This is a genomic window from Rhizobium sp. 62_C5_N11_2 (assembly GCF_051811185.1).
Classification (GTDB): Bacteria; Pseudomonadota; Alphaproteobacteria; order Rhizobiales; family Rhizobiaceae; genus Rhizobium; species Rhizobium leguminosarum.
On the sequence record NZ_JBPWPW010000002.1, the window covers coordinates 602,519 to 621,045 of the forward strand.

General features: G+C 58.0%; 17 protein-coding genes and 4 pseudogenes. 14 read left to right on the plus strand and 7 right to left on the minus strand.

Translation table 11 applies throughout. The annotated features are described in order from the left end of the window. Positions 1 to 34: 34 nt before the first annotated feature. Positions 35 to 934: a LysR family transcriptional regulator gene (locus AB8B31_RS26385; RefSeq protein ID WP_131591271.1), complete on the plus strand. Its 900-nt coding sequence runs from the start codon at positions 35 to 37 to the stop codon at positions 932 to 934. A 278-nt stretch (positions 935 to 1,212) separates the two neighbouring features. After that, entirely contained in the window at positions 1,213 to 2,286 is a 1,074-nt protein-coding gene (locus AB8B31_RS26390; RefSeq protein ID WP_131591272.1) for a PAS domain S-box protein, read from the plus strand. 28 nt (positions 2,287 to 2,314) lie between these two features. Here the strand turns inward: AB8B31_RS26390 and AB8B31_RS26395 are convergent, their stop codons facing one another. Both AB8B31_RS26395 and AB8B31_RS26400 read right to left on the minus strand, forming a co-directional pair. After that, positions 2,315 to 2,713 (minus strand): PPC domain-containing DNA-binding protein, encoded by a 399-nt coding sequence (locus tag AB8B31_RS26395; protein WP_131703344.1) that lies wholly within the window; start codon positions 2,711 to 2,713, stop codon positions 2,315 to 2,317. A gap of 58 nt (positions 2,714 to 2,771) precedes the next feature. Then, positions 2,772 to 3,092 (minus strand): plasmid stabilization protein, encoded by a 321-nt coding sequence (locus AB8B31_RS26400; protein WP_131591273.1) that lies wholly within the window; start codon positions 3,090 to 3,092, stop codon positions 2,772 to 2,774. 145 nt (positions 3,093 to 3,237) lie between these two features. Here AB8B31_RS26400 and AB8B31_RS26405 point away from each other — a divergent pair, with 145 nt between their 5' ends. The 4 genes from AB8B31_RS26405 to AB8B31_RS26420 all read left to right on the plus strand — a co-directional run bounded on the left by AB8B31_RS26405 (position 3,238) and on the right by AB8B31_RS26420 (position 5,568). Further along, positions 3,238 to 4,131 carry an SDR family oxidoreductase gene (locus AB8B31_RS26405; protein WP_131591274.1) on the plus strand — a complete coding sequence of 298 codons (894 nt, stop codon included), beginning with the start codon at positions 3,238 to 3,240 and terminating at the stop codon, positions 4,129 to 4,131. Between the two features lie 309 nt (positions 4,132 to 4,440). Then, positions 4,441 to 4,905, plus strand: coding sequence for an Hsp20 family protein (locus AB8B31_RS26410; RefSeq protein WP_131591275.1), 465 nt, complete (start codon positions 4,441 to 4,443; stop codon positions 4,903 to 4,905). A 75-nt stretch (positions 4,906 to 4,980) separates the two neighbouring features. Continuing rightward, positions 4,981 to 5,280, plus strand: coding sequence for a DUF982 domain-containing protein (locus AB8B31_RS26415; RefSeq protein ID WP_131591276.1), 300 nt, complete (start codon positions 4,981 to 4,983; stop codon positions 5,278 to 5,280). 9 nt (positions 5,281 to 5,289) lie between these two features. Next, complete coding sequence (locus AB8B31_RS26420) at positions 5,290 to 5,568, plus strand: hypothetical protein (RefSeq protein ID WP_131591277.1); 279 nt, start codon at positions 5,290 to 5,292, stop codon at positions 5,566 to 5,568. Between the two features lie 12 nt (positions 5,569 to 5,580). Here the strand turns inward: AB8B31_RS26420 and AB8B31_RS26425 are convergent, their stop codons facing one another. Next, complete coding sequence (locus AB8B31_RS26425; RefSeq protein ID WP_131591278.1) at positions 5,581 to 5,826, minus strand: hypothetical protein; 246 nt, start codon at positions 5,824 to 5,826, stop codon at positions 5,581 to 5,583. A 101-nt stretch (positions 5,827 to 5,927) separates the two neighbouring features. Beyond that, positions 5,928 to 6,806 (minus strand): annotated as a pseudogene (locus tag AB8B31_RS26430) (IS5 family transposase); the annotation flags it as partial. 163 nt (positions 6,807 to 6,969) lie between these two features. Between AB8B31_RS26430 and AB8B31_RS26435 the strand changes: the two are divergent. From AB8B31_RS26435 to AB8B31_RS26455, 5 genes are all read left to right on the plus strand, one after another. After that, complete coding sequence (locus AB8B31_RS26435; protein WP_112907696.1) at positions 6,970 to 8,025, plus strand: Fic family protein; 1,056 nt, start codon at positions 6,970 to 6,972, stop codon at positions 8,023 to 8,025. 41 nt (positions 8,026 to 8,066) lie between these two features. Continuing rightward, positions 8,067 to 8,804 (plus strand): IS5 family transposase, encoded by a 738-nt coding sequence (locus AB8B31_RS26440; RefSeq protein ID WP_425375705.1) that lies wholly within the window; start codon positions 8,067 to 8,069, stop codon positions 8,802 to 8,804. An 843-nt stretch (positions 8,805 to 9,647) separates the two neighbouring features. After that, positions 9,648 to 11,213, plus strand: a complete 1,566-nt coding sequence (locus AB8B31_RS26445) for an asparagine synthase-related protein (protein WP_131703374.1) — start codon at positions 9,648 to 9,650, stop codon at positions 11,211 to 11,213. Positions 11,214 to 11,225: 12 nt separating this feature from the next. Beyond that, positions 11,226 to 11,915: a lasso peptide biosynthesis B2 protein gene (locus AB8B31_RS26450; protein ID WP_131591281.1), complete on the plus strand. Its 690-nt coding sequence runs from the start codon at positions 11,226 to 11,228 to the stop codon at positions 11,913 to 11,915. A gap of 8 nt (positions 11,916 to 11,923) precedes the next feature. Further along, positions 11,924 to 13,720 (plus strand): ABC transporter ATP-binding protein, encoded by a 1,797-nt coding sequence (locus AB8B31_RS26455; protein ID WP_131591282.1) that lies wholly within the window; start codon positions 11,924 to 11,926, stop codon positions 13,718 to 13,720. An 11-nt stretch (positions 13,721 to 13,731) separates the two neighbouring features. On the opposite strand, the pseudogene dnaE2 reads toward AB8B31_RS26455, so the two are convergent. Both dnaE2 and AB8B31_RS26465 read right to left on the minus strand, forming a co-directional pair. Next, positions 13,732 to 14,415: pseudogene (gene dnaE2 / locus AB8B31_RS26460) on the minus strand (error-prone DNA polymerase); the annotation flags it as partial. Beyond that, a pseudogene (locus AB8B31_RS26465) lies at positions 14,351 to 14,602 on the minus strand (damage-inducible mutagenesis protein); the annotation flags it as partial. The pseudogenes AB8B31_RS26465 and dnaE2, both read right to left, overlap by 65 nt. Positions 14,603 to 14,682: 80 nt before the next feature. On the opposite strand from AB8B31_RS26465, the pseudogene AB8B31_RS26470 reads away from it, so the two are divergent. Beyond that, a pseudogene (locus AB8B31_RS26470) lies at positions 14,683 to 15,504 on the plus strand (OB-fold nucleic acid binding domain-containing protein); the annotation flags it as partial. 487 nt (positions 15,505 to 15,991) lie between these two features. Here the strand turns inward: AB8B31_RS26470 and AB8B31_RS26475 are convergent. Then, on the minus strand, positions 15,992 to 16,891 hold the full coding sequence (locus AB8B31_RS26475) for an AraC family transcriptional regulator (RefSeq protein ID WP_131591283.1): 900 nt from the start codon (positions 16,889 to 16,891) through the stop codon (positions 15,992 to 15,994). Between the two features lie 172 nt (positions 16,892 to 17,063). On the opposite strand from AB8B31_RS26475, the gene AB8B31_RS26480 reads away from it, so the two are divergent. Next, on the plus strand, positions 17,064 to 17,822 hold the full coding sequence (locus AB8B31_RS26480; RefSeq protein ID WP_131591284.1) for an SDR family NAD(P)-dependent oxidoreductase: 759 nt from the start codon (positions 17,064 to 17,066) through the stop codon (positions 17,820 to 17,822). A 29-nt stretch (positions 17,823 to 17,851) separates the two neighbouring features. Further along, positions 17,852 to 18,526 carry a glutathione S-transferase family protein gene (locus AB8B31_RS26485; protein WP_131591285.1) on the plus strand — a complete coding sequence of 225 codons (675 nt, stop codon included), beginning with the start codon at positions 17,852 to 17,854 and terminating at the stop codon, positions 18,524 to 18,526. The last annotated feature ends 1 nt before the right edge of the window (position 18,527 follow it).

Genomic DNA, 18,527 nt, shown 5'->3' on the forward strand with positions numbered 1-18,527 from the left:
AATTGTCAGTGAATTGCCTCAGGTGAAATAATCAATGAACGACTACAAGCTGCTTCGAACCTTTCTGCTGGCCGCCGAGAAACGGAACTTCGCGCAGGTCGCACGCGAGCTCGACATGACCCCGGCAGCCGTCACGCGGGCGATCGCGGCCCTGGAAGAAGACCTGGGCGTGCAACTCTTCGTGCGGACCACGCGCCAGGTGTCGCTGACGACCGACGGCGCGATCTTCGCCGCCCAGATACAGCCGGCGGTGCAGGCGTTGGACAACGCGCGCAAGGACATGATGAATACCCACAAGGCCGATCATGGCCGCCTGCGAATCAGCGCGCCGACCTGGTTCGGCCAGCAGGTCCTGCCGCCCATCCTCTCGGCCTTCAAGGAACGCTACCCGAAGATCAGCTTCGAGATCTCGCTTGCGGATGGACTCGTTGACATCATCGATGACGACTATGATCTGGCAATCCGCATTTCCGCGGCACCCTCGGACAAGTTCACGATCTGGCGCAAGATCAGCGTCGTGCGCCGTATCCTCGTCGCAGCGCCAGGCAGCCGGTTTTCCGACATGAAGCATCCGAACGAGCTCATTCCAGACGATTGCCTGGCCTATAGCGGTGACAGCAAGCGGGAGACCTGGACGCTGTCGGACGGCAGTGGTAGCGCCACGATTTCTGCGGGCCGGGCATTCAGCGCCAATAGCGGAGAGGTGTTGGCGAGGATGGCGGCCGACGGCGTCGGGGTCGCCATGCTGCCCAAGTTCCATGTGGCCGAGCACCTCAGGACCGGACGGCTCGTCCACGTCCTGCGGGACTGGGCGCCGCCAGACTTATGGTTGACCCTGTATTACCCCCCGTATCAGGTGCTGCCGCCCCGTATCGCCTCGTTCTCGAAGTTCTTCGAGCAACAGATCCCGGCGTTTATATCGGTAATTGAATGAACTGAGTTTTTAAAAGGTTTTCGAAAGGGATATTGCTGCACCCGACGGGCTTGGCTTTTCAACTGGCTCTATTGTCCACCAAGGGGCCGCAAGTTCGAATCCTTTCAAGGCGAAGGCATTTTCGCCAGCGATCTCGCGTTCGGAAGGCGTCATACGGATTTGCGACCCATAATATCATTCTGACTGTTGTTGGTCGTGTTTAGCGAATATGGTCGGCGGTGCATTAGCGGCCTCGGCCGTCTCGATTTCTTGAAAAATGCATTGATTGACGGGCGTAAATGTCGATTTCCGATAACCAGCAGCACGAGGACCAGGCCCAGCTCCGTTTACGACAGCTGGAGGCGGACATAGAAGCTGCGCAGCACGGACATAATGCTGCAGCTTTTCTTGCGGCGATTGTCGAATCCTCCGACGATGCGATCGTCAGCAAGAGCCTCAGCGGAGTCATCACGACCTGGAACAAGGGCGCTGAGCGTCTTTTCGGTTATACGGCAGACGAGGCTATCGGCAACCCGATCACGATCGTCATTCCACCCGATCGCCTGAACGAGGAGCCTGCCATTCTCGCCCGCATTCAGGCCGGCGAGCGCGTTGATCACTTCGAGACGATACGACGACGTAAAGATGGTAGCCTGATCGACATTTCTCTCACCATCTCGCCTATTCGGGACGGCAACGGAAAGATCATCGGCGCATCGAAAATTGCCCGCGACATATCAGAGCGTAAGCGCGCCGCCGAGCGTCAGGAACTTCTGCTGCGCGAGATGCATCACCGGGTAAAAAACCTGTTTGCCATTACCGGCAGCATCATCACCCTTGCAGGAAGGACGGCAAAGACGACTGCTGATCTAGCCGCGGGAATGAAGGACAGGTTGATGGCCCTCTCGCGGGCGCATGAGATGACATTGCCGAGTTTAAACGGTGAGACCGCGACCGGCGCTCCGGAGACCACCCTCTTTCAGCTTCTGTCAAATATCCTCGCGCCTTATGAGCGGGACGGTGCCAATCGTTGGCAACTGATCGGAGATGACATCGACATCAGCGGCACCAAAATTACAAACTTCGCGCTGCTCTTCCATGAATTCGCAACCAATGCCGCGAAATATGGTGCGCTGTCCATTGAAGAGGGGAAGCTGGAGATAGCAGCGACGATGAAGGGTGAGATCCTGGAGATCGTCTGGCTTGAGAGCAGCGGTCCTCCGCAGGCTGCATTGGAGCCACGTTCGATCGGTTTTGGAAGCCGGCTTGAGCAGATAATAAGTCAGAGTCTCGGGGTCGATATCGCGCGCGACTGGATGCCGAACGGACTCTCGATCCGACTGTTCGTCCCCCGCGGCGCCATCGGCGACTAAAACGAGGCAGGGCAGCCAGTCTCGTGTCTCAACCGGCCGGTTCGAGTTGCAGGATGTTGGCGCCAATCGACGCGTCGGTGGTCCGTTCGAGCCGATCTCTCAGGATCATCACATGGAGCTCCATCGAACCGCGACCGACCTCGAGCGCCAACAGGTGACCGCCGACCGCTTCGAAGGAAGCGCTGCCGGCGGTTGCGTGCAGATGCGGCAGCGGTTTTCCGTCCTTCCAGGCAAGCGAGCCCGTCAAGTTGGTCACCTCAAGGTTTTCGTAGCTCTTCGGCTTGTATTCGCGGGCTTCGAAATCGAAGAAGCCGAAGGTGATTTGGCCAGCGAACCCGAAGCCAGAAAGCATGGCCGAAGGTATGTCTTCATCGACCATCAGCGTTTCCAGGCGAGCAAGCACGTCGTCTCCTTGTCTCAAGACCATCAGAAATCCGTCAGGTGTTGGGATGTAGCGTTTCTGCTCCGTCACGGGACCCAACCGATCAATGATGGGCGCTATGCTCGGCTTTCCGCTTCCGCGTCGCGGCCGCCTTCTTTGCCGAAGCCGAACGGTCTGCGGCCGATCGTGACGCTGCCGCCTTGCCGCCTTTCTCGCCGCCTTTGTGGGCGGCCGGATGACCGGTATGCTTGCCTTGCCCGGAACCGCCGGCCTTCTTGCCGCCGCCATCATCCTTATTGACGGTCGCCCAGGCTCGGCGCTCGGCTTCCTTCTCTGATACGCCACGGTCTTCGTAGCTTTCGGCGATGTGGTCTGCCTTGCGTTCCTGCTTGTCGGTGTACTTGGACTTGTCACCACGGGGCATGACATTTCCTCCTCGTTGATAATCAGGACGAACGACAACGCAAAAAGTTTGTTCCGAGCCGACGGCTTCATAGGAACAAAGGGATGAAACGGACGTTCGCGGACATGCATTCGCCATGCAATTCCGAAAAACCTTAGGTGTCATTATGAGCGACAAGACCTCCTTGAACGATCCTCGCACGATTTATCCAGCACCGCCTTTCCCAAACCAACCGCAACAGGCGCCTGGCCTCGCCCGCAAGATGGATCCCACGCCGGATCACGGCGAGGAGAGCTATCGCGGGTCGGGGAAGCTCACTGGCCGGAAGGCACTCGTCACCGGCGGAGATTCGGGCATCGGCCGTGCCGCGGCAATCGCTTTCGCGCGCGAGGGCGCCGATGTCGCCATCGCCTATCTTCCGGATGAAGAGGTAGATGCAAAGGAAGTGATCGGACTTATCGAAGCCGAGGGCCGCAAAGCCGTCGCCCTACCCGGCGACATCAAGGAGGAGCCATGGTGCAGGCAACTGGTCGACAAGGCGGTCTCCGGTCTTGGCGGTCTCGATATCCTCGTCATCAATGCCGGTCGTCAGCAGTACCGCGAGAAGATCGAAGATCTGTCGACGGAGGATTTTGACAAGACGATGAAGACCAATCTCTATGCGCTACACTGGATCGCACAAGCCGCCGTTCCTCATATGCCGCCGGGATCCGCGGTGATAACGACCGCTTCAATCCAGGCTTATCAGCCATCGCCGATCTTGCTCGACTATGCCACGACAAAGGCCGGCATCGTCGCCTATACGAAGGCCCTTGCCAAGCAGCTGATTGAGCGTGGCATTCGCGCCAATGTCGTCGCACCCGGACCGGTCTGGACGGTTCTCCAGCCGAGTGGCGGGCAGCCAGACGAGAAGGTGAAGAACTTCGGCAAGGATAGCGACTTCGGCCGGCCCGGCCAGCCGGTCGAGCTGGCTCCCGTATTCGTCCTGCTTGCATCGCCAGAAGCAAGCTTCATCAACGGCGAGGTCTATGGTGTCACCGGCGGCAAGGGCGTCGCTTGAGCGGACCGTCTTCACAGGTTGTCATCGTCCAGGCGACGCTGATTGCCTCCGGGGCTGGACCGACGACGGCTCTGCGTCACGCCTTCTACAAAGGCTTGCCCGAAGTTCAGGATAATGCGGCCGTTTATGAAATGGTTTGAGCGGGTGGCAGAAGCCGAAAACGAGCAATTTTTTTCTGCCGCAGCTCTTGAATCCGAAATTCTCAAAAACCAAATCGATTGCCGCCAGCCGCTCAATGAAGGGCTGGCCTTGCTGGGAGCGCCGTCTTCGGCGCTTCCGTACCCATGTTGCTTCAAGGAGGATATGGCTATGGCAACATCTTACGACTATGCACCTCTCTATCGTTCGAGCGTTGGCTTCGACCGGGTTTTCAATCTTCTGGAAAACGCCCAGCGCGCCCGGTCGATCAGCGACTGGCCGCCCTATGACATCGTCAAGACCGGTGACGACAGCTACCGGATTTCGATCGCGGTGGCGGGCTTCACCCTGGACGAACTCGACATTACCTTCCAATCCAATCTACTGACGGTCACCGGCAAGAAGCAGGAAGCGGCCACTGACGGCTACCTGCATCGCGGCATTGCCGGCCGGCCGTTCGAGCACCGGTTCGAACTCGCCGATCATGTCAGGGTGAACGGAGCTGACTTGAGCAACGGTCTCCTGTCGATCGATTTGGTGCGTGAGATCCCGGAGGCGTTGAAGCCGCGCAAGATCTCCATCCAGAGCGCTGGGGCAGTCGCTCCCGCGCAGATCGAATCGCAGAAGGCGGCTTGACCCCGCATTGACCGCAGAACAGGGGCGCCGTGGCTACGGCGCCCATCAACATTCCGGGTTGGGAAGGAGAGAGCGATGAAACCCGATATGTTTAGACGGCCTGTTTCCATTCTCGTCGGCCTTGGCTACCTAGCGGAGGTTCGCAGCGTCATGGATGCCTACCGGCATCTTTCCGAGTGTCCGACGTCACTCAGGGACAGCGCGCATGCGATTGCGCTGAAGGCCTGCAGTGCGGCACTGCGTGGCGAGATTGATGTAGAAACCGCGTGTGGCCTGTTTGCGGCCTTCGCCGAGAAACACGATCTGCTGGCGCCGGAAACCAATATGATCGCGGTCTCACGCCTGCGGCGTGACCGGGATCCACACGTACAGTGAGGTGGTCAGATGACGCACGACATGTTGCAGCAGGCGGCCAGGAACGCGATGGCGATGGGACCGGCGGTTTTACTTCAGGGTATGCAGCTTCGGCGGCCAATCGATGTGGTGAGAGCGCCGGCTCTTTCCGTCGATGATAAGCGAACGATCCTCGCGGCCTGGGCCTCCGACTTTTACGCTATCGATTCGATGCCGGCTCTCCGGCAGGTGCCGGGAATGCCAGAGCCGATTTCGATCGATGAGGTACAGTCCGCGCTGAAAGAACTCGATCGGCGCTATGGTATCTAACGAACCGCGCGTTCAAGCGGCCTGCTTCGACGATTTGGCGAGCCGCTTGATCGCCTGTTCGAGGAACGCTGCCCATCGAAGTAATCGTGCCAAGCGCTCGCCGCATCTCCCCCGCGGCAGGCTGTTTTGTTTTCGGCGCAACGCCTCCAAGCCGGTAACTGATTTCACCTTGCATGAGCGACATACCGAAACCATCAGCTTCCGGTTCGGAAACCACCGGTCCACCCCGTTCGCTCCAGGCAAGAGCGAAGCGATCATTTCGAACATTCCGCCGGACGTCTATCTGGCCCTAAACGCCTGCGCTTGAGCGTTGGTGCGGGGATCGGCAAATATGCGGAATTTAGTCTTTGATAGGTCGCTTATTTCGTTGCGGGCGCCGATGTCTCGCAGCGAACGGATTTCGGGCGTCCACAGGCAAGCATTCGGTTAAGAATGGTGACGCCGATCGTAGCTTCTGTCTGCTGCGCACGGAATGAACGAGCACGTAGCCGCGGACCGATGACGCCCTTGTATCGACCCATCGCGGTTTCAACCAAAGCTCGTTTGCCATAGCCGGTGGATGTCTGCCATGTCAGCCGGCCATCTATCTGCATGGAGGCGATGTGGTCGTCTCTCTGGCAGCATGCTTGGGCGTTGGGCCGTTTAACAGCGTTCGAGCGCGGTGGAATGACGACCCTTGCGCCTGGGCTGTGAAGTAGGACAGCGTCATAGGTGGGAGTGCCATCATAAGCTCCATCGGCAGTGAACTGGTCGATCTCTTCGTCGATCTGATCCAGTAACGGCTCCAGCTGCGAGGCATCGCCGACTTCCTGATTTGTCAGACTATGTGCAATGATCTCGCCACTGTCGGCATCAACAGCCAGGTGCAGCTTTCGCCAGCCACGTCGGGACTTTGCACCATGTTTTTCTTCCAGCCATTGGCCGGCGCCATAGATCTGCAGTCCAGTGCTGTCGACCAGAACGTGAACGGGGCCATCCGCCACATGCTGCTGGTCGTTGCTTCTGGCCGATGGCTTCCAAGTTCTGGCCCGTCGGCTCAGCGTGGTGTGATCGGGCACTGGCAAACCCAATCCCATCATGTCGAGCACCGAACTCAGAAGCCCTTCGCTCTGGCGCAAACGCAACCCGAATACCATGCACAGCATCAAAGTGGTTTCGATCGCCAGATCAGAGTAACGCGGCTGGCCCCCTCTCGTCTTGCGACGTGGGGCGGCCCAACCGATAAGTGCTTCCGGCGTCTCGCCCCAACCGGGATTGAGATCCGGCGAAGGCCCCGCCACCGAGCGGGGCCTCTCCCGCTCTGACTTTTCTCCGCCGTTCTTCCTTATTGGGTGAAAATGGATGGAAAAATGGAGCCTAGTATGTCATATCCCATTCGGATGGAAACGGATGGGATAATGGATGACGGCCCTTGATCTCGCGAAATTGCGTATCACGCCTGAGATCCTGTCGTTGATCGCCGAGATCGACGAATTCAAAGGCGCATGGCGAGCGCTCGGTCGTATCGCGCCAGATCGGCTCTCCAGCTTGCGCCGGGTCGCGACGATCGAAAGCATCGGTTCTTCGACCCGTATCGAAGGCGCAAAACTGAGCGACCGAGAAGTCGAAAGACTGCTCTCGAACCTCCGTATCGGCTCGTTCACCAGCCGAGACGAACAGGAGGTCGCAGGCTATGCCGAGGTAATGGAAACGATCTTCTCCGCCTTCGACGCGATCCCGCTTGACGAAAATCACATCCGCCAACTCCATCGCGATCTACTCGCTCACTCGACTAAGGATGAGCGACACAGGGGAAACTGGAAAACCCTTGCCAACAACGTCGAAGCCTTCGACGAAGATGGACGAAGCCTGGGCGTCGTCTTCGCGACAGCATCCCCCTTTGATACGCCAGGCCGGATGTCGGAACTGGTGTCCTGGCAACAGGCCCAGGAGAAGGATGGGACGTTCCACCCTCTGCTCATCGTCGCTGTCTTCGTGGTGGTCTTTCTGGAAATCCATCCTTTCCAGGATGGCAATGGCCGCCTGTCGCGAGCCTTGACCACTTTGCTGCTCCTTCGGGCGGGTTATACCTACGTGCCATACAGCTCTCTCGAAAGCGTTGTCGAGCAGAACAAGGAAGCCTATTACCTCGCGCTTCGCCGAACGCAGGGCACGATCCGGACAGATCAACAGGACTGGAACCCGTGGATCGAGTTTTTCCTCCGGAGCCTGCAGCGCCAGAAGCAGCGACTCGAGCGCAAGATCGAGCGTGAACGTATCCTGCTGGGCGACCTGCCGGAGTTGTCGGTCTCGATCCTCGAACTTGCGCGTGAGCGCGGGCGCGTTACGGTGATGGACGCGGCCAAGGCCACAGGCGCAAGCCGCAACACCGTCAAGGATCATCTTCGGGTGTTGACCGAGCAGGGGCATCTGACCCTTCATGGAGCGGGTCGCGGGACCTGGTACGGCCTAACTTGAAGCCGGAGTGATTGGTCCGCCGATGCGCCGGGATCGGAGCCATGGCCCAACTGGGCCGTGTTGCGTGGATCGGCGCGGATCTGATACCAGGCGACCGTTTTTGGTCCCAGGATATTTGGATGCCGCATAAGTTCAATGAAGACCGCAGGCACAAGATAGCCAAGCAGAAGTTTAAGGTCACGAACTGGGCGGCTTATAATGAAAGCCTTCGCCAGCGTGGTGATTTGACTGTCTGGGTGAGCGATGAGGCGCTTTCTCAATGGTCGGCCCAGCGCCGGACGTCTCGTGGCGGCCAGCCGAAATACTCGGACCTGGCGATTACGATGTGCCTGACCGTGCGTGTTGTTTACGAATTGCCTTTGCGTCAAACCCAAGGCCTGATGCGCAGTATCGCGGCGCTGATGGGAGTTGAAATTACCGTGCCGGATTTCTCCACCCTGTCGCGCCGGAGCAAGGGACTGGCTTTGCCGCCAGTGCGGCGGCGAACGGCCTGCTGGAGGCCGGTTCATCTGGTGGTGGACAGCACCGGTCTGAAGGTCTTTGGTGAAGGCGAATGGCTGGAAAACAAGCACAAGATCAAGGTGAAACGCAAAAGATGGCGCAAACTGCACCTTGGTCTCGATCTTGTAAGCGGAGAGATTGTCTGCTCCGATCTGACCACAGACGATGTCGGTGATCCCACAGCCCTGTCAGATCTTCTGGGCCAGATTGTGATGGTCCGGTCGGCAAGTTTATCGCCGATGGCGCCTATGATGGCGCGGCGACCCGTGATCTTCTGACGACACGCCTTGGTGAGATCGTACCGCCTCCCAAGACCGCCGTTGCCAGTTCTCAATCAGCGCTCAATCCGACGGTTCGCGACCGGCATATCGCCGAAATCGAGAATGGGCCGATGGAAGACGGTCATTGGGCCGAAACTCAAAGCCAGGAACCTCGACAATCAGAAGACCGAAGCAAAAATCGGCGTCCGAGTTCTCAACCGGATGACTGAACTTGGCCATCCCGAGTTCAGTCGCGTTGCATGAAAAATCCAAAGGGTAGGGCTATCACGTCAAAAAGCTGATCGCTGCAACACGGCCATCCCGCGGCGTCAACATGTAGTCGATGAGCGCGTCACTTCGGATCGAAAATTCATGGCGAGAGGATAAAATTAACTTGATTATTTTATTCAGGTTTAATACCAATAAAAATGCAACTGCCGGACACAGTTTGCCACCACCGAGGCCGGAGTTCGTCGCTCGCCTCATCGATTGTTCACGGATGTCCAAGGAACGAAAATGTCGATTCAATCTACCAGACGTTTAAATCAGGAAATACTGGAACTGCCGGCGTCACGCTTCACGAATGGGCAAGGCGGCGGCGCCATTGTTGAAGGAAGCTATGCTGTCTACAGAGATCTTACCGGCCCCGGGGACGACGATTGGTGCGGCGAAGGTTACTTCGTACCATGGTGCCCGAATACCTGGTGACCTAGATTCTGATTTGCTTCCTTAGTAACGCAAGTAGCTTTCCGCTCATCCGGTCTTCTAGCGTGAGCGGAAAGTCCATCATCTGGACTAGGACACCGCCGAATACAGGCGGAAATTACATCGCCACGGCGATCCGCTACGAGATTCCTGCCAATGTACAGATCACGTTTTATGGGGCCGCTGCGGATATGCGCCGGAGACGGGCGGCTTCAAGTGCAGAAGCTGTCCTTCACGAAAAAGGATGACGCGTTAGCATTTAATACCGCTGATATCCAAGGCGAGAGTACCGGCGCGTCCATAGGGGTAACCGATCAGCGTATAGTAATAACGAATGCTTTCGGCTCCGATGCCAGGGTGTACATCCACAGCGATGAGGGCGGTATCTCGATATACAGTTCTCTGTCGGACGTCATGGCGCGTCATAGGCCCGGAATCAGCGCCGATTCTCTGCTCAAAGATTGCTTAGGCGTCGTGGAGTACGAATTCGGAACGCTGCTGGAAAACGTTAGCACTTTGCCTGCCGGCTCGACGGTCGAGATACATCCGGACGGAGGCAATATCCGCCTTATCTATTCCGCAGATGCTTTTTCGGATGACGTTGAACAGCGAGACGATATCGCCGAAACATTCGAGGCAACCGTTGAGAGCCTGATCCGCAATATAGAGCAGCCTATCGTTCAGCTTTCCGGAGGCACCGACTCCACCGCGATTTTACTTGCCGCAAGGGCGGTGAAGAACCCCAAAAACATTCTCGCTGTCACGTGGTATGACCCAAATGGAAGCGCGCATCAGGACCTGCATTATTCGCAAAACCTATGCAGCCGCTTGGGCATTCGCCAGGAAGTCATCACGGTAGACCCCAGTCTCTTGCTCAGCGTTCCAAACGCTGTCGAATTACCGCCGCGTGTGTCGACCAGCATGGCGTTTGCGGAATTCCAAAATTACAAGTTCGACCTCCTGAAGGAAAAAACATCTGCGAAAGATATCTGCGTCCTGAACGGGCATGGTGGAGATCACCTGTTCTTCGACCCATTGCCATCCTCTGTCCTCATTGACGCTTTTGGTCAAAATGGGATCGCATATGCGCTTAGGAAAGCCAGGGAATATTCGAGGCTATATTCGATAAGTTTCCCGCAGATATTGGGTAGCCTCTTCCGATCAGTTGCGAGAAGGCAATATTCAAACGGGTACCCGTTGCCCTTCAAACGTGATCTCCAGATGATCTCTTCGATCGGACGCGGAGAAACAAGCTCCCGCAACAAGCGGATACCCGCCAAGGAACAACATATCCGGACAATCCGCAGGGCCGTTTACGAAAACTCTCTGTCGATCACGCCTCAACATGGTGTTCGTGTTCGACACCCCTTCACCGAGGGCAGATTTCTGGCGGCGTGCTCTCGCTTTCCAGTCCATGAGCTATTCAACGAAAAACACACGAGGCTTCCATTTCGTGAGTCGCTTCTTCGCAGATACAACGACACCGCGATCCTGAGAAGCGACAAAGGTCAAATAACCAGCGCGTTCCAACGTTCGCTAAAACTCAAAAGAAAATGGATCGCCGATCTAATACTGAACGGAGTTCTCGCCAGATCCGGTTTCCTAGAAGAGCAGGCCATACTTAACATGATCGATACAAGTTCGCTCGGCGTGGGCGGATTTAGCAGCGCGCTTTTGAGAATTATATCGGCAGAGCTCCTCGCGCTCTCAATCTATAAATAGTTGGGCATCCGGATGCAATTTGGTTTTGCAGAGCACGTACATCACCTGCTGCTGGTCGACGAGTACATACTGCTGGACGAGGTGCGAGACCGGTACGTCGTTTTGGACAGGGAGTGGAGCGAGCGGCTGTCGCTGATACTTGCCGATTGCGAATCCGATCCGGATGGCGCCGCGATGTTTCTGAACCGCGGGCTTCTTCACGCAAGAACCGGCGGCCACCAATTCGTATCGACGGTTAGCAGCGCCGATTTCGGCATCGACAACTATGAATGGAGGTCCACTTCGCGGTTTCGAAGCGACCAGCGTGAACTGAGGGCGTTTCCGGCAATAGCATTCGCGATCGCTCGCAGCTATTGGATGCTGAAGAGGCACGGCCTGCACGGCGCTCTACAGAAGCTGCGCCAGCTCAAAAAGACCGCCCTTTCCAGAGACGTTGTACAGACTGCCCATGCTATCGAAAAAGCCAAGATCGCCGCAGATATGGTCGCCCTCTGCGCAAGGTGTCTTCCGTTCAGACACCAATGCTTGGAAGCGTCGCTGGCGGCATCAATGTATCTGCTCTCCGCCCGTGTAAACGTCGATTTCAAGATCGGCGTTCAGCGATACGACTTCCTGGCGCATGCGTGGATTGAAGTTGGGGGTCAAGTGATCGGCGACGATCCTTCGCTTCCGCACCGGATGCCAACACTTTTAGCCATATAAGGTTGAACATGAACAGATTGCTTAAGACATTCAAGAACGATTGGCTGATACCTTATCAGCGCGCTCTGACCCTGGTCAAAAAAGAGTACAATGGATTTCCGTTACATTTCGGCCTGGTGTCCTTGTTCTCGTTGGCCTTAAGCGCGGCCGGGATGGCTGTTCCATACCTGCTCCGATGGACAATCAATCTTATGAGCCTGCCGCCGCAGGAAAGAGGCGCCTACCTCGTATTCCTTGCCGCCGGCGCTTATGCTGTCGTTTGGACTAGCACCAAAGTCTTTGAGTTTCTTAAGGGGACGCTATCCGCAGCGGTTCTGGCTCGATGCGATGCCGCAATCAACCGCGGCATCTATCAGCACATTGTTCAACTCCCGCACGAACAGCAGATTACGCTCGATAGCGGAAGGGTTCTAGCAGATATCAAGAGCAGCGAGAGCAGTTTCAGCCTCATAAGCCATTCAATATTTTGGGTTTTGCTTCCTGTGCTCTTCCAGGTGGCCTTCGTATTCTGCATCCTTTGGGGTGTAATGGATTTACTGTTCGCGACCACATTTACGGCGGCGATGGCCGTGCTGTTCTGGATCTCCTATTGGGTCGCCAAGAAGACGAGATCGATCCACTCGAACATGTACGAAGCGCAAAACGCGATCTCAAGATATCTCAGCGAGCGGTTGAACGCACTGTACGACATCAAGATCAACAACGCCTACGATCGAGAACGCGACTCGCTGAATATCCTTCAGAAAAACAATGTCGACACAATCATTAATTCCAACAGGCAGATGGGCTGGTTATTGGCGTTCCAGTCAGTTTGTGTAGGCGCCGTGCTGCTGATATTCACGCTTTACACCGTTTATTATACGCAATCGAGTTTGAGCAATGTCGGTGACTATGTATTGGTCGTCGGATATGTCGTCCAGATTACCGGGCCGTTCACAATGATCGTCGGGTCGCTGCTCCAGCTCGAACGCAGTTACATCGCTCTGGACCGCGGGTTCCGTTATCTCGACATGCCGAAGGAGAGCGCCGACCTCTTGGAGGAGGATGTGAAAGCCAATGGTTTGTCACGAGGATTCGCGGGTGAATACCTTGATATCAGGCAACAGGACCGCGTTATTCTTCAGGATGCTTCGTTCGAGTTCCGTGCAGATAGGTTCTACGCAATCTCGGGCGCGTCGGGTTCCGGAAAAACAACCTTGCTGAATGCGCTGCTGGGCTTGATCCGGCCATCTGGAGGCCAAATCCAATTCAATGGCCTAGACGTTGCCCGGATCGGCTCTCAAAAGGTCCTGGAACACGTCGCCGTCGTGCCCCAAAATCCTCTGGTTTTCTCCGGAACTCTTCGTGAGAATTTGTCCTATGGTGCCGGCGCGTCGATTAGTGAGCACGACCTGAAGGACGTGGTTGCGCGCTTGAAACTCGATGAGCTGAGAGACGTGAGCGCCGGGCCAATTCTGGATATGGTCGTTGGCACGCAAGGGAAGGAACTGTCGGGGGGGCAGCGTCAGAGAATCGCAATCGGTCGAGCGCTCCTTAGACGACCGCAGATTATCGTCCTGGATGAGCCGACTTCCGCGCTCGACCTACAGAGCGAGCACGAAATAATCGCTGCGATACGGGCCTATGTGCCGACCGTGATTGCCGCCAGCCACCGTGAAGCTGTTTTCGAGGTGGCCGATGAGATCTTCGTTTTCGATGGAAAAGGCAATTTGACAAAGTCCGCGCCTACCGCTTCAGAGTTTGACCCTGACACGATCCGATCAAGCGGTGCGAGACAAAGTCCCGCGGATCAAGCTGCTTATTGATCAGGCGCCGGCAGAACGTCTGGTGGCAGGCCTTCCGGATAGCGGTCGGGAATGCATTGCCAGATATAATGCTCAAGCGAGGCCTGGGCGTCCTTGCCCGGCACGATCGCCTCCTCCGGATATTGATAGGTGAGCTCCTCAAGCGAAAACTTGGCTCTCGCGACGATCTCCACCGTTCGTGCTAGCGCCTCGCGGTAGCGCGGAAACAGGCGCTCCATTTCTTCCGGTGGCTTCAGATAGCGATCGGCATGGCGCTCGCGCTCGAAGCCGACCTCGTCGATCGTCGTGCGGGTGCGAATGCAGGTGACAATGTCCTGCAACTGCCGGCGGCCTGGTTCATGGAAAAGGACGTCATTGGTGACGACCGTTTTCACCTTGAACCGGGCCGCAAGATTGGAAATCTCGTGCAGCCGCAGCTGATCGTTTTGGCGACGACGAAGACAGAGCGACACATAGGCGTGATCGCCAAACACCTCGGCCATCTTGCGCAGCTGGATCCCACAGGCGTCATCCGGCAGATCCGGCACCAGGATGCCGATCATGCCTTCGGCATAGGCGATGACGTCGTCCCAGTGAAGGATGCAGTTGTTCTTGCCGCCGCGCGACTTGCCGAGCGTGATAAGACGGGTCAGCCGGGAATAGGCAGCCCGGTCGGTCTGCGATCCCCGCCGCAAAAAGTGCTGCCGCTGCACCATCCACCGTACTCGCCCCGCCGCCGGCAAATTCATGCAGGGCGCCGTAGGCAAGGCCACCTCCTGGCAGGACCGCATCGATTTCCGGCACGCCGAAGGAAAGACAGCCAGCCTTTCTGGCGGACACGCCCTCCACCGAGGCGATGCGCTCGCGCAGGTCGGAAATCACCCGTTCGCGGGCAGCAGTCATCGTTCACGGCTCCCTTCAAGGTCGTGTTGGCGGCCGACATCATGTCGATCAAAATGCGGATGTTCTCTATATGTTCCCGCCGACTTGTGCGTGGACTGGCCGCAGTCGATGCGGCACGCATCGTGGCCGCCCGTGCCGATCAGCTCTTCGATAGCGTCGATGACATGTGGCGGCGCGCGAGCGTTCCGGCAGCATCGTTGGTCGAACTCGCGGAGGCCGATGCTTTCCTGCCATCGCTCGAACTTCAGCGACGAGACGCGCTGTGGGCGATCAAAGCTTTGCGCGATGAGCCGCTGCCACTCTTTGCTGCTGCGGCCGAGCGCCAAATGAAGACGATCGCCGAGCAGCAGGAGCCTGACGTCGCACTCCAGCAGATGACAGATGGGCACAACGTCATCCAGGACTACAGCCATACCGGTCTGACCCTGCGAGAGCACCCGATCGCCTTCCTGCGCAAGGACCTCGCCGCTCGAAGCATCGTCACCTGCGGAGAGGCCATGTCGGCCGGAGATGGCCGTTGGTTGATGATCGCGGGCCTCGTTCTTGTCCGTCAAATGCCCGGATCGGCAAAAGGCGTGATGTTTCTAACGATCGAGGACGAGACTGGTCCGGCGAACGTCGTCGTCTGGCCGAAGCTCTTCGAGCGGCGCCGGCACGTTGTTCTCGGATCGAGCATGATGGCGATCAATGGCCGGATCCAGTGGGAAGGGGAGGTCGTGCACCTCATCGCCCAGCAACTGTTCGATCTGTCGGGCGACCTATCCGCCTTGGCGGATCGTGACGGGGAGTTCAAACTGCCGACGGGTCGTGGCGACGAGTTTTCCCATGGGTCGCCGGGAAGTTCGGATTCGCGAGATCGGGCGCCGGCGGTCAAGCCGAATTCGTCCTGTCGCTTTCTGTGACCCGTGAAACGTGCTCTTATCAAAGTCAGCAGTTGGCAGCTTTTCTTGTACGCACGTTAGTTCGGTTTAACATTCGCGGTGTCTGAAATAGGAACTGACGGTGCTTGGCATCTTAGGAGAACCTGCATGAAATACAATTCTAGCCCCGGTTATGAAGATGGCGGCCAGAAGCGCGTTCCTCCGATCAGTCCAAGCTTTCCTCTCGCGGACGACACAATCTACAGCCTTCGCCAGTTTTAGGATCAGCCTGCAGCGACCGTTAATCGCTGCCAGTCCCCTCCCATTCGCCCGTTGGGATCGAGGGTGAATGCACGTCCCCAGGCCAGATGCGCCTGCATACTCTTGCGCGACTTATCGATCTCACCTTCGCGTATTGCGCGTTGCGGAGGGTATTGCGCCCGACTGTTACAACCTCAGTTTGAGCTAGCCATGGCGCGAACAACGCCAAATTCGCTCGACAGCCTGTGCTCAATAACAACGAAGCCATCTAACTGATCGTATGGTCGCTGATCGACTGCCTAAGCCGGCGAACGTCGCGGACGGGCGGAGCCCCGAATTGCCGCAGATATTCGCGGCTGAACTGAGAGGCGCTTTCATAGCCGACCGCATAGGCGACGTCGGAGGCACTATGGTCGCCGGCGAGCAGCAACTGGCGCGCCTCCTGAAGGCGTATCTGCTTCTGATACTGGATCGGGCTCAATCCAGTTAGCGCGAGAAAGTGGCGATGCAGGCTCGCACGGCTCATGCCAGCAGCTTCGCACAGAGCCTCGATCCGCAGCCGCGTATTACCGCGGTCGCGGATCCATTCGACCGCGCGGCGGATGCCGCCGATCGCGCCTTCTGGGCGGGCGATGTGACGCAACAGTCGCCCCTGCGGACCTTGCAGGAGACGATAAAGCAATTCGCGTTCGGCCATCGGCGCGAGCGCCGGGATGTCCGCAGGCGTGTCGAGCAACGCCAGCAGTCGCAGCAGCGTGTCGCGCAGCGGCGGAGTCATCGGATTGATCGCGATGCCGCTGCCTGGTGCGTCCGCGTCGCGCACCGCCGGCATCGTCGATGCGACCTCGGCCAGAAGTGCCGGATCAAGGACTAACGAAATCGCCACATAAGGACTGCCGTCGTCAGCGTCATGGATCTGGCCGCTCAAAGGCAGATCGAGTGCGCTGACCAGATATTGAGACGCGTCGTAGCGCAGGAGGTCGTCGTGGATGGCCACCTCTTTCGATCCCTGCAGAATGAAGCAGATCATCGAGCGGTAGAGACACGGTGACGTTCCCGAGGTCGTTTGTCCTACGCCGATTTCCAGGCGCGGGATCGGCGTCAGGGTCATTCCGGTCCGCCCGTGGCGGAGCGCGATATCGCGATGCGGCTGTAGGTTGTCGGTCATGCCAAGGAGTATGACATTATTTCTCCCATCTGCAAAGCGCTTGAGACAATTAGGCAAGCAATTGAGAGCATTAGGCGGGGCGTCGGACTCACCAATCGCCTATTTGACTGGCAGCGAATGCGGCGCCCCAGCGGCGTGCCATCCGATAATCAGAATCACAAGGAATGTAGCCATGTCTCAGAAGATCGCACTCATTACTGGTGCCAGCCGCGGCCTCGGTCGCAGCATGGCGCTGCATCTCGCCAAGCGTGGTGTGGGCGTCATCGGTACCTACCGAAACAGCGCCGCAGAAGCCCAGACGCTGGTCGACGAGATCGAAGCCCTGGGCGGAACGGCGGCGATGCTGGCGCTCGACATCACCGATACGGCAAGCTTTTCCTGCTTCGCGCAGGCTGTCACCGACACGCTTAGGACGACCTTTGGGACCGACCGGTTCGATTATCTGGTCAACAACGGCGGCGAGGGCCTCTACGCAATGGTTGCCGAGGCGAGCGAGGAGCAGTTCGACCAGATGGTCGACATGCACCTGCGCGGGCCGCTGTTTCTGACCCAGAAGCTGCTGCCGCTGATCGTCGACGGCGGGCGCATCCTCAACGTGTCCTCGGGTTTTGTTCGCACGACGATGGCAGGCTACGGCCTCTACGGCGCCGCCAAGGCGGCGATGCAGACGCTGACCAAGTTCATGGCGGTCGAACTGGGCGCACGCCAGATCCGCGTCAACGCGATCGCGCCGGGCGCCATCGCCACCGACTTCGCCGGCGGCCGGGTGCGCGACGACAAGCAAATCAACGACTTTGTTGCCGGTAATATCGCGCTCGGCCGCGTCGGCCAGCCCGACGACATCGGTGGCGCGGTCGCCGCAATCCTGTCCGATGATCTCGGTTGGGCCAACGGCACGACGTTTGACGTGTCGGGCGGCCAGTCGCTCTGATCTCCATTCCAGCACATCGAGACACCGTCATGACCGAGCAAAGCCTCACTCTCGTCAGCCACCCGCTGTGCCCATTCGTTCAGCGTGCCGCGATCGTCCTCCTCGAAAAGGGGGTGGCGTTCGACCGGGTCAACGTCGAACTATCGGCCAAGCCTGACTGGTTTCTGGCCCTGTCGCCGACCGGCAAGGTGCCGGTGCTGAAGGTGCGCCAGCTGAACGGTGAGGAGGCGATCCTCTTCGAAAGCGTGGTCATCTGCGAATATCTGAACGAGACGCAGGGTGGCGCGGCGATGTACCCCGACGATGCATTGCTGCGTGCACGGCATCGCGCCTGGATCGAGTTCGCCACCCAGACCTTTACGGAGGGCTGGCAGTTCCTCCACGCCAAGGACATGGCGACCGCCGACGCCAAGCGGGCCGCCTTCCGTGATCGGCTGAGCAAGATCGAAGCGGAACTGGGCGACGGCCCGTATTTCGCCGGGCCGGACTTTGGTCTGGTCGATGCGGTCTACGCACCGCTGTTCCGCTATTTCGGGATCATTGATCCGGTAGTGGCGGACCCGATCTTCGCTGGCCTGCCACGTGTCACGGGGTGGCGCGCGGCACTTGCCGAGCGACCCAGCGTCAAGAACGCCGTGATCGACACCTATCCCGACCTGTTTCGCGACCACCTGCACCAGCAAGGCGCGATGATCGCGGCTTAAC

Bases quoted from the DNA above. Each gene is read 5' to 3' on its own strand.
- AB8B31_RS26415 (WP_131591276.1), top strand. From the start codon at position 4,981: ATGAAACCCGATATGTTTAGACGGCCTGTTTCCATTCTCGTCGGCCTT.
- AB8B31_RS26440 (WP_425375705.1), top strand. From the start codon at position 8,067: ATGGCCCAACTGGGCCGTGTTGCGTGGATCGGCGCGGATCTGATACCA.
- AB8B31_RS26405 (WP_131591274.1), top strand. From the start codon at position 3,238: ATGAGCGACAAGACCTCCTTGAACGATCCTCGCACGATTTATCCAGCA.
- AB8B31_RS26485 (WP_131591285.1), top strand. From the start codon at position 17,852: ATGACCGAGCAAAGCCTCACTCTCGTCAGCCACCCGCTGTGCCCATTC.
- AB8B31_RS26400 (WP_131591273.1), bottom strand. From the start codon at position 3,092: ATGCCCCGTGGTGACAAGTCCAAGTACACCGACAAGCAGGAACGCAAG.
- AB8B31_RS26410 (WP_131591275.1), top strand. From the start codon at position 4,441: ATGGCAACATCTTACGACTATGCACCTCTCTATCGTTCGAGCGTTGGC.
- AB8B31_RS26385 (WP_131591271.1), top strand. From the start codon at position 35: ATGAACGACTACAAGCTGCTTCGAACCTTTCTGCTGGCCGCCGAGAAA.
- AB8B31_RS26420 (WP_131591277.1), top strand. From the start codon at position 5,290: ATGACGCACGACATGTTGCAGCAGGCGGCCAGGAACGCGATGGCGATG.
- AB8B31_RS26455 (WP_131591282.1), top strand. From the start codon at position 11,924: ATGAACAGATTGCTTAAGACATTCAAGAACGATTGGCTGATACCTTAT.
- AB8B31_RS26480 (WP_131591284.1), top strand. From the start codon at position 17,064: ATGTCTCAGAAGATCGCACTCATTACTGGTGCCAGCCGCGGCCTCGGT.
- AB8B31_RS26390 (WP_131591272.1), top strand. From the start codon at position 1,213: ATGTCGATTTCCGATAACCAGCAGCACGAGGACCAGGCCCAGCTCCGT.
- AB8B31_RS26425 (WP_131591278.1), bottom strand. From the start codon at position 5,826: ATGATCGCTTCGCTCTTGCCTGGAGCGAACGGGGTGGACCGGTGGTTT.
- AB8B31_RS26445 (WP_131703374.1), top strand. From the start codon at position 9,648: ATGTACAGATCACGTTTTATGGGGCCGCTGCGGATATGCGCCGGAGAC.
- AB8B31_RS26435 (WP_112907696.1), top strand. From the start codon at position 6,970: ATGACGGCCCTTGATCTCGCGAAATTGCGTATCACGCCTGAGATCCTG.
- AB8B31_RS26475 (WP_131591283.1), bottom strand. From the start codon at position 16,891: ATGACCGACAACCTACAGCCGCATCGCGATATCGCGCTCCGCCACGGG.
- AB8B31_RS26450 (WP_131591281.1), top strand. From the start codon at position 11,226: ATGCAATTTGGTTTTGCAGAGCACGTACATCACCTGCTGCTGGTCGAC.
- AB8B31_RS26395 (WP_131703344.1), bottom strand. From the start codon at position 2,713: ATGGTCTTGAGACAAGGAGACGACGTGCTTGCTCGCCTGGAAACGCTG.